This is a genomic window from Nitrosomonas sp. Is24, from assembly GCF_033063335.1.
Taxonomy (GTDB): domain Bacteria; phylum Pseudomonadota; class Gammaproteobacteria; order Burkholderiales; family Nitrosomonadaceae; genus Nitrosomonas.
In genome coordinates this window covers 382,778-398,085 of the sequence record NZ_JAWJZG010000001.1, presented here as the reverse complement: position 1 = coordinate 398,085, position 15,308 = coordinate 382,778, and the positions used below count along the sequence as shown (strand labels likewise).

General features: G+C 44.9%; 11 protein-coding genes. 4 read left to right on the top strand and 7 right to left on the bottom strand.

The window, feature by feature from the left end:
- Window positions 1–41: 41 nt before the first annotated feature.
- Window positions 42–365, top strand: coding sequence for a flagellar hook-basal body complex protein FliE (fliE, locus tag R2103_RS01730; protein ID WP_317529845.1), 324 nt, complete (start codon window positions 42–44; stop codon window positions 363–365).
- A gap of 41 nt (window positions 366–406) precedes the next feature.
- On the opposite strand, the gene R2103_RS01725 is transcribed toward fliE, so the two are convergent.
- From R2103_RS01725 to R2103_RS01705, 5 genes are all read right to left on the bottom strand, one after another.
- On the bottom strand, window positions 407–2,260 hold the full coding sequence (locus tag R2103_RS01725) for an ABC-F family ATP-binding cassette domain-containing protein (RefSeq protein ID WP_317529844.1): 1,854 nt from the start codon (window positions 2,258–2,260) through the stop codon (window positions 407–409).
- A 418-nt stretch (window positions 2,261–2,678) separates the two neighbouring features.
- The gene (locus R2103_RS01720) at window positions 2,679–3,752 is read right to left on the bottom strand and encodes an HlyD family secretion protein (RefSeq protein WP_317529843.1); all 1,074 of its coding nucleotides are present in this window, start codon (window positions 3,750–3,752) and stop codon (window positions 2,679–2,681) included.
- Window positions 3,736–5,901 (bottom strand): TolC family protein, encoded by a 2,166-nt coding sequence (locus tag R2103_RS01715; protein WP_317529842.1) that lies wholly within the window; start codon window positions 5,899–5,901, stop codon window positions 3,736–3,738. Before R2103_RS01715 ends, R2103_RS01720 begins: the two co-directional genes overlap by 17 nt.
- Before the next feature lie 2 nt (window positions 5,902–5,903).
- Window positions 5,904–7,229, bottom strand: coding sequence for a glycosyltransferase (locus R2103_RS01710; protein WP_317529841.1), 1,326 nt, complete (start codon window positions 7,227–7,229; stop codon window positions 5,904–5,906).
- A 3-nt stretch (window positions 7,230–7,232) separates the two neighbouring features.
- On the bottom strand, window positions 7,233–8,615 hold the full coding sequence (locus R2103_RS01705) for a GGDEF domain-containing protein (RefSeq protein WP_317529840.1): 1,383 nt from the start codon (window positions 8,613–8,615) through the stop codon (window positions 7,233–7,235).
- A 736-nt stretch (window positions 8,616–9,351) separates the two neighbouring features.
- Here R2103_RS01705 and R2103_RS01700 point away from each other — a divergent pair.
- Both R2103_RS01700 and R2103_RS01695 read left to right on the top strand, forming a co-directional pair.
- A complete protein-coding gene (locus R2103_RS01700; protein ID WP_317529839.1) occupies window positions 9,352–10,017 on the top strand; it encodes a CCXG family PEP-CTERM protein in 666 nt (221 codons plus the stop codon).
- A 214-nt stretch (window positions 10,018–10,231) separates the two neighbouring features.
- Window positions 10,232–10,995 (top strand): IS5 family transposase gene (locus R2103_RS01695; protein ID WP_317529838.1). Its coding sequence is split into 2 segments (ribosomal slippage): window positions 10,232–10,547 and window positions 10,547–10,995, totalling 765 coding nucleotides; the frame shifts between segments, so codons are not numbered across the junction.
- A gap of 1,011 nt (window positions 10,996–12,006) precedes the next feature.
- Here R2103_RS01695 and R2103_RS01690 read toward each other — a convergent pair.
- Entirely contained in the window at window positions 12,007–12,621 is a 615-nt protein-coding gene (locus R2103_RS01690; RefSeq protein WP_317529837.1) for an HNH endonuclease family protein, read from the bottom strand.
- A 712-nt stretch (window positions 12,622–13,333) separates the two neighbouring features.
- Here R2103_RS01690 and R2103_RS01685 point away from each other — a divergent pair.
- A complete protein-coding gene (locus R2103_RS01685) occupies window positions 13,334–13,831 on the top strand; it encodes a hypothetical protein (protein ID WP_317529836.1) in 498 nt (165 codons plus the stop codon).
- A 707-nt stretch (window positions 13,832–14,538) separates the two neighbouring features.
- Here R2103_RS01685 and R2103_RS01680 read toward each other — a convergent pair.
- Window positions 14,539–15,306 (bottom strand): plasmid recombination protein, encoded by a 768-nt coding sequence (locus tag R2103_RS01680; RefSeq protein WP_317529835.1) that lies wholly within the window; start codon window positions 15,304–15,306, stop codon window positions 14,539–14,541.
- Window positions 15,307–15,308 lie beyond the last annotated feature (2 nt).

The following is a 15,308-nucleotide window of genomic DNA, read 5'->3' as shown; positions in this document are numbered from 1 at the left end:
TTTTTACGCGATACTTAAAAAAATTTATGTTGGAGTAAATCATGGACAAAGCCGGAATTGATAACATTTTGCAGCAGCTGCAAGCGACATCGGCGCTGGCTTCCGGTGTAAAAAAACTATCGGGTGCGGATGAAGTTGCTGGTGTTGATTTCAGCGAGAAACTAAAAACGGCTGTCGATCAGGTCAATCATGCGCAAAAAAGTGCAGACAAACTGAGCGAACAATTTGTCAGCGACCAGTCGAATGTCGATTTGCATGAAGTGATGATCTCGTTACAGAAAGCCAACGTATCCTTCCAATCCATGGTTCAGGTCCGCAACAAGCTGGTAACCGCTTATCAGGAAATCATGAACATGCAGGTTTAAGACGGATTGACCCTGGTCTGATCTTCTTCAGTCGCATTTATTCATTCCTCCATCGCCATTTCCAGCTCCAACCAGTTTTCTTCGAGTTCAGCCACTTTTTCCCCGAGTGCCGCATGAAGAGTGCTGAGCCGGTCAATTTCCTCGCGCGGACAGTTCATATACGTCGCAGGGTCCGCTAAACGGCGACTCGCTTCGGCCAATTCCCTCTGCGCAATCTCCAGAGCCGCTTCGAGTTTTGCTTGTTTGGACAACAATGCTTTCTTGTTCGGTTTCGCTGCTGCTTTAGGCTGGTTTTTCTGCAAAGCGGGCTTTGATTCCGCAGTTTCACTGGAGCGGCGCGCTTCTATCCAGGTTTTGTAATCCTCCAGATCGCCATCGAGCAGCTGTGCTTTGCCATCCGCCACCAGCCACAATTCATCCGCCACCGCACGTACCAGGCTGCGATCGTGCGAAACCAGCACCACGGCGCCGCTATAGGCTTCCAGCGCCAACGTGAGCGCATCGCGCATATCCAGGTCCAAATGATTGGTCGGCTCATCCAATAACAGCAAATGCGGTTTTTGCCAGGCCAATAAAGCCAGCGCCAGACGGCTCTTTTCGCCTCCGGAAAAACTGGCGACCGGGCGGTCTTCACCCTCTCCGCCAAGCCCAAACCGTCCCAGAAATTTCCGCAAATCCAGTTCGGTTTGCGCCGGCGCCAGTTTCTGCATATGCTGCAAAGGCGTCGCCTTACCGTCGAGATTCTCCAGCTGGTGCTGCGCAAAGTAACCGATACGGATATTTTGCGCCCATTCCAATGAACCGGTTACCGGTTGAATTTCTCCGGTCAGCAGTTTGATCAATGTCGACTTTCCCGCACCATTCGGTCCCAGCAATGCAATCCGCGCACCCGCCTGCAAGATCAGATGGACATGCTGAAACAGTAGATGACCGCCGTAACCAAAGCTCATGTCTTGTACGCGCAACAACACATCGGGGCTCCGTTCCGGCGCTTCAATTTGCAGCTCGTAGTGACCATCTTCCACAGCCAGCGGCGCCAGACGCGTCAAGCGTTCCAGCGCTTTGATGCGGCTTTGCGCTTGTTTGGCCTTGGTGGCCTTGGCGCGGAAGCGCCGCACAAAATCCTCCATGTGCGCAATTTGTCTTTGTTGTTGCTGCAAAGCCTGATTATGTTGCAATAGACGCTCGGCGCGCGCGCGCTCGAAATCATCATAATTACCGCTATAACTGTCGATTTTCCGGTCATTGATATGCGCGATGCGATTGACGCACGCATTCAGAAACTCACGATCATGCGATACGACGACCAAGCTGCCCGGATAGCGCGCCAGATACTGTTCCAGCCAGAGAATTGCTTCCAGGTCCAGATGATTGGTCGGTTCATCGAGCAACAACAAATCGGCACGGTGCATCAAGGCGCGCGCCAGATTCAGGCGCATCCGCCAGCCGCCCGAGAAATGATCAACCGGCTGCTCCAGCGCGGCATTGGCAAAACCCAGTCCGCTCAATAGCTGCGCCGCTCGGGCGCGTGCGGTATAACCGTCAATGGCTTCATAGCGCTGCTGCGCTTCAAACCAGGCGGCATCGTGCTCAGCTTGAGCCAAAATTTTGTCCAGCCGGTGCAATTCCACATCGCCATCCAATACAAATTCAATGGCAGACTGCGCCGAGTTGACAATCTCCTGTTCAACGAAGGCAACGGTTTTGCCCGATTGCAAACTGACTTCGCCGTTATCCGGCTTGATCACTGCCCGGATCAAACGAAACAAAGTGGATTTCCCGCACCCGTTTTTACCGACCAACCCCACACGCTGATTGGCAAAAATCTGCAAATGGCAATTTTCCAGCAGCGGAACCCCGCCTTGCAAATAAGTCAAAGACTGAATATTCAGCATAACATTGTAAAAATTTCAGAACACCCGATTGAACAGCTTAAGAGAGGAAAGCAAACTTGCGAATGCCAGTTGTATCAATTATCCGCTTATCCAAAGCACACAGCGGTCAATGTTAACACGCCATACAAAACATAGCGGCTGATATATGGAAAAAGAAAATGCTTATAACCGGATGATACATAATACATAATTAAAGTGTTAAGTTATTAGGCAGAGTGAGAATTCTCTTTAGTGTCCATTAAGTTAATGAGCGAAAATAAATCTTATACACAATGTTATCCACAAAAAATGTGGATAAATCAAAATTGCTCAGGGTAAAGAAGGTGATACCTTTAGGAGCGGAGTATATTCCTGGCGGAACATGAAACCGGCTGGCTTCCTATTTCCGGGATTCAACGCATTTTGGCAGGTTGGTTTGTCAATGCAAATAGATCGTAACCGGCATGCCATTGATTAACCGGTTTTTCACGTTTCCAACAAATTCCAATTGCGCCAGAATTGCAAAACGAACTGTTTCCAACGGGTTAATTTCAGCTGTCGTAGATTTCTGCATCACACCGGGAACGGAAATTATTTTTGCCTTGGCTTTTTCCCCGTTGGGGAATTTGACCGTGACCATTTGTCCCACGACGGCATAGTCTTGGTATTTTGGCGGAATGAATGCATCGATATGCACTTTTTCGAGAAATATGATCTCAAGCAAGGCCTGACCGCGGCCCAGAAACTCTCCGGGTTGCGTAAACATCTCTGTCACCATGCCGTTGCCCGATGGCGCAAAAAGGCTTAACTGCAGGACTTGATCCTGAGTCTTATCAAATTCGAGTTGCAGCTGATTGATCCGGTTTGACAGCATGCGTATTTCCGGCGACTGACCTTGTTCCTGGCTATACATCCGGTCACGTTCCTGGCGTTGCGCTTTCTCCAGCGCCACCAGATTTTCCAGCGCCGAGTTTAATTGACTTCGCGCCAGCGCAATTTCAGCTTGTGTTGCAGCACCTTGTTTGTACAGGGTTTCATACTGACTTAAGCGTTGGGATGCGAAATGCTTCTGTTCATGCGCGAATCTCAACAACTGAGCCGAGCTCGTTCTGGAATCATCGGCTTGCAACAACATCTTATGCTTTTCCTGTTTCAACCCGTCCAACTCCACCTGCAACCGGTCACGGCTATCCAGCAATGCAGTATTCACCAGCGCAGCTAACGGCGCCCCTTCGGAAACTGTCTGCAACGGCTCGACAAAAAGCTGCTCAACATAGCCATCCACAGCGGTACGCACGGTAAAGCTAGGTACCCGGATGCGGCCATTGGCCTCAATGCTGATCGTGTCCCAAATAATCGTCCCGAGCAAATACACCACCGGGAGGCTGGAAATGGCGATGATCAAATACCAGCGCCACGGCCTGCCGGCTCGTTTGGCGGCGCTATATTGAACCCGTAATCCCCGGTCGGTATCCGGAGCTTTATTTTCTGGTTGATTAAAGCGTATTTTCATGAAGATAGCTTACCAAGTCTTGCCATGATTGAATAACTAGCCCGGTAAAATTAGGGGCCCGGAGTTGATCCTGCAATTGTTTCATTGCATGGATAAAAATGGACTGCGGCTTATGCACATAACTATTTTCCGGACCCAATTCTGGTTCCAGACTTTGCGCCAGACTAAATAACAGATCCGGATATTGGTTCATGGCCGACTTGAGCGCAGTCACGATATTCGTCAGATTCATCGCGTAATACATGACAGTAATCTCTTTGATTCCTTTCGCTTTGAGTTCACAGGGCACGCAAATATCAAATGATGCGGCTTTCGTCAGATAGCGCGGATGAATACTGGCGCCTACCGGCCACGGAGAAACAGCCAACACTTGGCGCACCGTTTCGATCAACTCCTCCAGACGCGCCTTGCCAGACATATTCGATTCCAGTTGATCCGGCTCGATATCTAAATGCAGGCCATCGAAATTGATGTTGCTCAATTTCTTGACGATCATAAGCAGCTTCTCGCGCTGCTCCGGCAGAATCCAATCGGGATCGCCTAACAGCAATTCAACTTTTTTCCCTCTCCGCTGCGCTTCGGTGAGAAATCTCTTAAGCGGCGCGGGATTTGCGGCAAATTTTGCAATCTGCTGCTGATTCAAAGAAATCAGGAAACGATCGATTTCGATCGTTTGATTCTTCTCCCATAAACCGGGTTGCGTGCTCAATTTGTCAAAGTTCCAGACATACACGGCAACGCGCCCGGACGAAGCTTCCGCATTACCTGCAGCAGAGAAACTGGTGCGCTTTGGCGCAGCCTTATTTTTTTCTCCGCTGATAAGAAACGATGCCGCTTGCTGCAGCGGATCGGTCAAGTGGCTTAGGTTGATTTCCGGGTGAATATCCCGGCCTTTTCCCTCCAACAGCGTAATGAATTGCCGTAACCGGATATGCAGCTTCCATTGTTCCGATTCCGTTTCGATGTTCTCGATCGCCACCCGGTAATATGTATTCACCGCCTGAAAATATTTCTCGATCACATCGCCATCCAGCATCTTGAGGCGCAAATGTCTTTCACGGATCAACTCACGCGCCGCTTCAAGTCGCGTATGCTGAAATTTGATTTGCTGCGCAAGCTGTTGATAACTGCTGAGCAAAGCACGGAATTCGTGTTGCAGTTCCTGATCGCGATGCGTGTAGTCGGCTCGCAGACTGATCAATAGACTGTTCAAGCGCGATGCTTCATTCTTACGCACACTCATAATCTCAATCGGCATGCGGAAATTAAAACCGACTGAGCCGCCATAGCCCATTTGCATGGATTCAGGCGAGGGATGCGGAATGGCCGGACCGCCAAATGCGGTGGCATTGACATCCGAATCAATGCCACGCCAATTCTCGGTCTCTTTGGTCTTTTGAATATTTTCTATGCGCGCTTGCAGTATTTTCAGATCCAATTGCTCGATATCGATCGGCGCATTGCTGTCGATCGCATACAAAACTGGTTTTACGGGCTCGAACGGCCGTATTTCCGAATTCGTCAAATAACCCAGTCTGATCAGTGCTTGATCGCGATTATTGCCGAATTCGATTTGCGATCGTTCCGCGCGATCGAAAGCGGAAAGAAACTCGAGATAATCCGACATGAATAACAAACCCGCTTCGCGCCGTTTATGCAGGATGGAAATCACACCGTCGTCGCGCAAACGCAAGTAGGCTTCGGTCAAAGCCAGCATTTTTTTTGCGCTCCAATACGCCGCGTAGTTTTCTTCCATAAAGAGCCGCGCCAGCCGTTTGCTCCAATCCAGGCGGACATCTTCTATTTTAACTTGCATCGCGGCATCATCGATCGCCCGTTGCTGCCTCTCCGCACTGCCTAGCAAGGGATAACGTACCCCGATCCGCCCCATCGGATCGAAGAAATGCCCGAAAGGTTCTCTGGCAAAAGGGCTTTTTTGATAACCAGCCGATATTCCGCCAAATATTTCCCAGCCTTTCTGCGCTTCCTGCACATTTAAATTTGAGCGTTGCGCCTCCAAATCGGCCTTCGCTTTCAACACCGTCGCGGCTTGCTCCAGATGCGTATAAAACTCGGTCAACGTTTTAACCTCAGCGGCTGCATTGGCTGTCAGCATCAAAAGCAACATCAGTATCGGGAAAACGCGCACTTTTATTGTTTTCCCTTTTTAAGCACCCACAAAGGCGCCATCGCAGAATCCAAGTGCCCTTTGTTCAGTATCTGGTTTAAGATTGCACAAGCGCTCCAGACGCGTGAAACAAACTGGAACAGCGGATAAATTGGCAGGATCAAAGCAGCTTGGCAGTCCTCCCATTTTCTGTCTGAGACGAGCGCAAGATAAAAAATGTATTGCAGGGTAATCAGGCTTAAATAGAATAAATAGACCAGCACCATGCTTAGAAAAAAAGTGAGCATCGGCAGCTTTACCGCCATATAGACCGTATAAATCACGATAGAAAAAGGCATGACGATCTGAAACAGAATGCCGTACCAGAGTAGAAATATAAAATTACTCCACCCCATGGTCGCCGCAGAAATGCCGTACTTGTGTTTATTCGAGTAGATATACCAAAGATCGCCATCCCAGCGCAGGCGCTGCTTCAGAAAATCCTTGAAACTTTCCGGCGCATCGGTATGCGAAACCGCACCGGGTTCAAACTCAATCCTCAGATGCGGATAACGTTGATGGTATTGCTTGATACGCAGGGTCAAATCAAGATCCTCGGCGGTTCCGGTATTCCATCCGCCAATTTTCTGGATGAAGGACTTTCTAAAAATACCAAACGCGCCTGGGACGTTATTAATAACGTTCAGTTTCGCAAACCCTAGTTTCCCTATCTGCATGGTCAACATATATTCCAGACTCTGCAGCCGGGTAATGATCGCTTTTCTGGCATTACGCACACGCATCGGCCCCGTCACCGCGACAATATCAGGATTGCGAAAGTGCGATACAGCGGAGTTCACCATTTGATTATCAAACGATGTATCGCCGTCCAAAGCGAGAAAAATCTCACCTTGCGCCCGGCTAAGTCCGGCGTTCAATGATGAAACCCTGCCACCGCGTTGAATTTTCGGAATGATGACCAATGAACGCTTGGGATAACTGGCAACCACGGGCACGAGTTCTTTCAATGCCTGATAAGTAGCCAAATTTTTTTGCACGCCATCGACCATCGCAATGATTTCAATATGTCCCGGATAGATCTGCTCCAATAAAGAGATCACTGTACTCTGCACTGCTTTTCCTTCGGCGTAGCAGGTAATCGCACAAGTTACGCGCGGGTAGTAAGGAAATGACACCGGCGCTTCCACCGACTTCTTAAACAGATAGCGGAAAACGCTCATCCAATTGACAAAATACAGCGGTAATTCAAAAAACAGTACGAATGGAATCAGCATGAAGACGTACTCGATATCCTGGAAGCGCGACGTTGCGATAAGAAAAAAGCTCCACGCTTGATTCAGACTTTCCATGAACTATAGCAACTCGCCCGCAAGACGCGCCAGCAGGAGCGGAGCGCTTTCCTTCTCGGGTATATTCCGCGAAGAAATACCGATAAAACGGAAATCCAGCTTATGCTCACTTTCTTCCATCAGTACGTTCATACTGCTTTCGATACGTTTTTGAAAACCGCCCAGCCCTTGCTCATCCGTATTCGGCAAAAGCAACCACAGCATATTCTCCGAAGTCCGCGTGGAAAGGTCCGGAGTCCGGAGCAAGCTTCTCAATCGTTGCGCAAAGGCTTCGAGCATTTGCAGCAGGCGCGCGTGGTTAAAAAGTTCGACCAGATCCGGCAAATTGGCGAAGTAGATTCCGAACAAACTGAAATGCACATTGGGATAACGCCGGGATGTAACCATCTGCCAATCAAGATCGTGCAGGAATAACTCACGGGAAATAAAATCCAGCTGATCAAACCCCGAGGACAAGTCGAATACTTCACCCCGGAACGCAACCGTTCTTCCTTTATCGCTTAAGCGCCAGCTGTGCACTTCATTCAAGATGAGCTCACCCGGTTTCATCTCTTTCTCACACATCGCGCAGCGGACTTGCACATCGCCTTCTATAAACGAGTGGCTGCAAGACTGACAGCGATAATTCTCGATAGGCCGGTCGTAGTCGCTGCCAATATGCCGCAAATGCGTATGACATTTGGGACAAACCAGCGTACCGCTATGCATGAATTTATCTTGCACATCGACACAACCGCAGGTAAAACAATGCAAGGAAGCTTGCAGTTTGATATCGATCGACTGGCAGTTCGGGCATATATCGATAAAACTCAAGTGCGCCGAGCGGCAATAAGCACATTCGCGCTGCCGGTCGAGCATCGTCAAAGGTTCAATTATTTTGTTATTGGCGAGATTGCGCAGCCACTCGAAAGAATCGGATCTGTCCTGACTCAACGCTTCCAACAATGGATAGCGATAAAAACGGGGATTTTGCCACTCATGGTGCGGCTGAAGGATGAAATCAGGGCGTAACCACAAGTATTTTATTAACCGTCCTTGGTGGGAGATATAGGTCTCATTGCCCTTCAGCGACTTCAGCAAGTTCTCAACTTGATTTACCGCTTCCAGCAAAACCGAAGGTTGCGGCAATTGACCATCGAGCAACAAGTTATCAGATGCCGCCACCGGATTCGCTGCAAAACACAGCGACGCAAAAACTTCGTCATCTCTGCGTATCTTGCCAAGAATCGACGCAATATAGTGTTTATCATTTCCCACGATGATAAACGCGGAAGGAATGATTTTATTTTTCTCCCAGTCCGAAAAATCACTGAAATGGCAAATTTCAAAAAGATCCTGATACGGATCCAATAAATCAGTCTTCTCTTGGGAGAAAAATATAAGCATCGCTAACTTAAAATAATCTTAAATCAATTATGTCATTTATAACGCACGGATATTGCGAACCAATTACAATATAATCATTATCTTAAAAACACCACCTAGGGTATTTTCTTACCATTATACTCATATTTTCTTACACAGATAGCTCGAATAAAGCAAAAAATCGGTTTTATATCGACGTTTTGAAAGAAAAATTCCATTCAAAACAACTCAAAAAATTCTCTATCGATTCAATACACCTTAATTTTTATTCGATCATTTAAACAATCCACAAACTGAGTCAATTATGGATTTCATTTGACCCAATGAGCACGCAGCATAAAAAGCAGTAATAACTTGATGATAATTAGCTCATAATCAATGTGTAAAACAAGTACACAAACCAATAGAAATCTTTAGAAATCGATGAGTTAAATTTTCAAATACATGAATTACTCACAAAGTTATCCACAGCATTTGTAACCCCAAAATTTAAAAAATATTCTTCTTTCTAAAGCTGTTTCCATATATATCGATAAATCAATCGCGCAGGGCTTATTAAACGATGAGCTGTGATTTTTCGCATAGTTGATCGGCTGAGATTCTATTAACATTCATGAGGATGGATAGAAACTATGATGTTGTTCAATTGCATTCATTCATCGAGCAATTTAACTTTGATTTGTTCTGTGCTGGTTAGAGATGACGAACCATATATCCTAAGTACTTTAACAACTTAATGCTGCATAACAGGAGTCTTATGAAAATAACTTTCACATTATCAGTTACCGCAATATCGCTTGCATTATTTGGCGGTGCTAATGCCAGTTCAATAACAATTGAAACCGGTTTCTCAACCGCGGGTCCTCAAATTGACGCAGCAGCATATCAATCCGTAGTTGATTCAGCCGTTGCAATCCCAACAATTGGTTACGGAATTGCAACCCCTGCAATTTACGACAACATTTCCAATCATGGATTGTTTGCTGGTGGCTCGACAACTGACATAGCCTTTAAATCAACTGTTGATTTTTATGTATCCCCAGCCAATGCGGGGGCATGGCAAATTCGTGCCGGTGTTGATTTTGGTCACGGCGGAGCCATTTTTGTCGATGGTTTAGCATATGATTTCAAAACAAACGATATGTGGTGGAATGGCAGCTACAGCGATTCATCGCAGTATTTGAGTATCAATACATTGAACCTCGCTGCCGGCTATCACACACTCAACCTCTACGGCCTTGAAGGTTGCTGTGACGGCGGCCAGCAAGCCCAATTCAGGATTGGAGGGACTGGTGATTTCACAACATTCAGCACAAACGACTCCCTGAGTCCTGTTCCAGAACCGGGAACCTACGCCATGCTTCTGGCCGGTTTGGGTTTGATGGGATTTATAGCACACCGCAGAAAAGAATCAGCCGTTTAAGCAAATCCCGATAAGATCCGGAATGGGAGCGCAAGCTCCCGTTTTTTTCTTAGTGACGCCACCTCAAAAGCAGCTTAACACCGCATCGATCCGATTTCAGCACTGCTAACATGAGATACCTCGTACCCCTATCATCACAATATTAACCGCTGACTCAATCAATACATTCGTTAACTATCTAGGGCCTGTTAACGCTATTTGATATAATTTGGTGATGGAAATCACCGAAACTCAATATCAACAGATCGAGCACTGCCTGCCGCGTCAGCGTGGCAACGTCAGCCATTCCAATCTGCAAGTTCTCAATGCCATTCTTTACGTTGCCGAGCATGGCTGCAAGTGGCGAGGACTGCCCAAGCGATTCGGCAACTGGCATACCATCTATACCCGCATGAATCGCTGGGCAAAGAGTGGTGTCTTGAGCCATGTATTTGGGCAACTTCAGCATCAGCAAATCATCCGTATCCGTATTGAAACTGTTTCGCTGGACAGCACCAGCATCAAAGTCCATCCCGACGGTACGGGTGCGTTAAAAAAAACGGCCCCCAATCCATCGGAAAATCTCGAGGTGGATGGACCACCAAAATTCATCTGGTTGCCGCAGATTCCAGAACAACCATAGGCTTTGCCCTCTCGCCCGGTCACGCCCACGATGCGCCAGAGGGCAGGCAGCTTTTGCTTTCCCTCGGTCCCGTCAATACGCCCACCTACCTGCTGATGGATCGTGCTTATGAGGGCGACCAAACCCGGCAACTGGCACTAGATTTGGGTTACATCCCGGTTGTTCCGCCCAAAGCAAATCGCTTGTCACCCTGGGAATACAACCGTGCCATGTACAAAAAACGCAACGAGATCGAACGATTGTTCAGAAGGCTCAAGGGATTTCGCCGCATCTTCTCCAGGTTCGATAAGCTCGATGTCGTCTTCATCTCCTTTATCCATTTCGCTCTCATCGTCGAAGCAATCAGATTGTGTTAACAGGTCCTAGTTAACATTCGGCAAAGTTTCCCTGATAAAAATTTTCCATACACAAAAACCATGATGAGAATTTCATCACGCACATCAATCATGGCACATTAAGCATTTTCTTTTTACACAATCTCTACAATTTACTTTTTATTTTTTCCTTGACATTCCAAATAATCCACAGTTTAAGAAAGTTATAAATATCCCGTGACAATCTTGATATCAGACTGAAAAATATCCCGCAAGTAAATGATAATTTAAACATAATCGATATGTTAAATTATTAAGCAATCCAAGAAAAACCCTTAGAAATTTATAAGTTAGTCATCCATTCAACTCGATTGTCCACAAAGTTATCCACAGAAATTGTGGACAACAGAAAAAACCTTTTATGAAATAAAACTATAGAATGAATAATCATTACCAGGAATGGGTTCATCGTTTTTTTTCGACGGACAATCACTTTCAACAAAGCCAATCTGATCTTGAAGATTAGCGTCATAAAGACGATTCTTACCGGCAAAAGTCACAAAAATAAGAAGAATTAGAATTAACTAAGAAATCGATGTAAACGGAAACGCTGAACTCAGCCTACTGATTTCCAGATCTAATGAAATACACCCCAATAGATTTTGTCCGGATGAACAGCTTCAATTCGACCATTCACAGCGGTTTATCATCCCCGTGGACGATGATCGTATGCGGCCTTTGAGTCTTGCTTGATTGCTGCGATAGAAATATACGCAGAGTATTCTGGAAATTACTATTGGTGCGAGAGGGGAAACCGCATATCATGCTACAAGCCAATATTCATAAGCCCTGTGAATTTATTCATTCACAAAGTACCGTCATAAATACCGTCAAATTTTCTCACTAGAGATAAATATTTATTTTTTTCTAAAGTTATTTCTGAAAATACCGATTAACAAAGTGCGCATTAGTGTCATTAGTGCGTATCAGTAGAAGCTTCAAAAACCCTTTATCAAAAACAGTCAGCCAAGGTTAGCGAATTGCCTTGGCTGACTACTCCAAACAAGTTTCAGCCAGTTTGTTCAGGGTAATACGTTCTTGCCGGTCATACCATAATTGGTATTTGTTCTTGATGTATTCCCATCGTTTGCCGTATTCGCACCAATAAGATTTTAACGGTGGTAACCATTCATGCGGCGCTTGATCTGATTTGGATTTATTGATTGAATCACTCACTACCAAAAGATTTTCAAAGTCATTTGCAAATGTTCTGCGTTGCGCCTTTGTCCATTTGTCCGCACCATGTCTATGAGCATGTGCCAGCGGTACTATGTGATCAATATCCACGTCTGAAGCTTTGGTGAACGTCTTGCCGGTATAAACTCCATACCATTCCCCAGAAATAACAGTGCAATGCCTCGAGTCTTTGAATTGAACAGGCTTTCTACTGGTGGCTATTAATAATTCTTGTCTGGTATTTTGGCAATCACCATCGGCATCTATCCAGTGCGGCCAATCTTTTCTATTGTAGGAAGTAGCTGGTAAAGGATGATCGGCGTAATTAGCGGCTGAATCCTGTTGTAGCGGTATATCTCGCTTTTCTATTGCGCAACCTGAGAGCGTTGCCAGAAATGAAATAAGCAAAGCTAAGAAAACTTTTTTCTTCAAATGATTATCCGATATTTTTTGGTTATGGTTATAGCTATGAACTAAACTAAAAGCTGCGTTACTGATTTCACAAGATCGTAGAGAATTGAGGGACGTACCCGATGCCATCTAAATAATAGTCACTAATTCAGCCAAAGTGTTAACCGACCGGTTAACTTTCTGAAGTTTAGTTGTTTAGCTGTTTAGTCAACGTTTTCTTACTGTTGAGCTAATATATGCAATGAAAAAAGTTTACGACTATAATTTTTTGTTAAACTAGAATTTTTATGGGGTTTGAATCACCCCCGGCCATATTATCGCTAGAAGTACCTTGAAACCTTATAAAGCAGCAGCTTACTTATTCAGTCTGTTTTCAGCTGAATAAACCATTAACTGCATCACACAGCGAAAACAAGAAAATCTTTCGCTTCATATAACTACTTGAGCAAAAATTTAGTTTAAACGTAGTACGGTGAATCAGAAACTAAAACTTCCAGGGTATTCGTGGCATTACATTTAAGATTTTTATCTCTCAATAAACCACCCCATGGCAAGACTACAGGGAGTCACAAGTTTAATGATCTACATTTTACTTTAATCGTATAGTTGCTCAATATTTGAGCTACGAATAACTCTAAAGTCTCATTAGGTTTTTGACGTAATCAATAGAGCTGTAGAAATGGGGACTTTGTTTTAACAATTGTTTAGTTTTTATTTTGAGGAGTTTTGTTTCATGAAAAAAAATTTATTATCAATATCATGTGTAGCAGCTTTGCTTATACCGGGAATGCAATCAGCAATGGCTGAAAGTGTAGCTGTAGAAGGTAATACCATTTTCATTCTTGATAACAACGTAGCCGGATCGCAAATAGTTGTAAAAACCATCCCTGATGGTGCTCCAAATGCTTGTCTTGCTAATCCAACCTTAGGTCTTGTAGATACAATAGCCACTGATATCGTGATTAAGAATGGCATCGCAGTTATCACAACTGATAATAATACCACTCATGCCACTGACGTTAAGTTAGTCGATGTAACCAGCTGTTTGACCCCTGTCGCGATTGATCTGAGCAAATGTTACGCTAGTGTTAATGACGGCAAGTTGACCATACCGTGTCTCAAATATGGCGACGATATCATTTCTGTTGTGCTGGGACAACGTGGTAGCTCAATGAACTTTGAATTTGAATCCTACAAACCCAATAAACATCCAGAAGATAGCGATGACTAAGCCAGAGCATTAAAAGAACCCGATACAAACTGGTCATAATTTCATCAATCATTTCCTACAGCACAGGTAATCATTTGATTGGCATGATACTTGCCATTCTTTTGATTACCTGCTTTTCTGTTCGTCAACTAGCATTCAAATAGAGTAAAAACTTTACCATTGAAAATCTTTTTTATTAAAAAACAGCTCTCAATTTCCTCTTGACATTCCAAGTAATCCACAGATTGAAAAAGTTACAAATATCCCATTAGCATCTTGACATTGAACTGAAAAATATCCCGTAAGTAAATGATAATTTAAACATAATTAATATGTTAAATAATTAAGCAATCTAAGAAAACTCCTTAGAAATTTACGAGTTAGTGACTCAAGCAAGATGATTGTCCACAAAGTTATCCACAGTTTTTGTGGATAATAGAAAAAACTATAGATTAAATAAGGTGATATCGATATGAATTAACTGATAGCTAATTTTCAAGAAATAATTGAACCCATCTTTTTCTAAATGCAGTAATTGTTTTTTCTTCTGTTATCAGTGAGATTATTTCTTTTCTATGTGTGATTTTTCGCAAAAAACCGCACATTGTCATGAAACAAAAAAAGAATCTACTTTCTGCTTGCCATTAATGTACTGAATCACGGTTAAGCATGTCTAAACTGAAACGCTATACACAGGATAGTGTTTGATGTTTTTGGAGGCTGAAACGCTATATAGTGTTTATTTCTATTCCTTTGCCTTTGGAAGTCATGATTTGCACGAATGATCTTCCGGTATATCTGGCGGGTTTTTGTTCAATTCCCAATAATTGCGCATAGGGTAGCGGATTGCTGCGAATGGCATCACGCACACACGGCCAGATCATGGATTTCATCGCCGGATCAACTGCCAATCTAGCCAAAACTTGTCTTTCAAGTGATTCCTTGGCCTTGTTGGTAAGTCGTTTAGTTTCATTTCTGCTTAGGCCGTAATGCCGGGCAACTTCTGCATGAAACAGATTAATCAAACGCACTAGATTACCTTTGCCGCCCATGATCTTATTACCCTGCATTTTGTTATCCACTAATGGCAAAATTAAGGCGTGAGCATGGGGCGCGCTTTCATCCAAATGCACATCAAACGATAACAACATACCCGGAATATGCTGCTTCACCCATTCAAAGCAATGCGCAAAAAATGGCCGGGTGTCTTGCTGGTGTCGATCAATGGGCAGGCTGAAAAGGGCTTCCACTGCCATCACTTGATTAACACGCGGCTGATCTATGCCTGATTGCACCATCAATACTTTTGCGTGACGATCAATCGCTTCAGCACTATCCTGTTCAGTCAGTGAGTAATTCAATGGCGTTCTGGATGGATCAATATTCGCACCCGCACCACGTTCTGCTTGTAGCGTGCGCTTATTGTGTTTTAAAGCATTCAGAACGCCATTCTTACCTTTCACCGTACCCATGCGGAATAGATGGCTACCGGCCATCG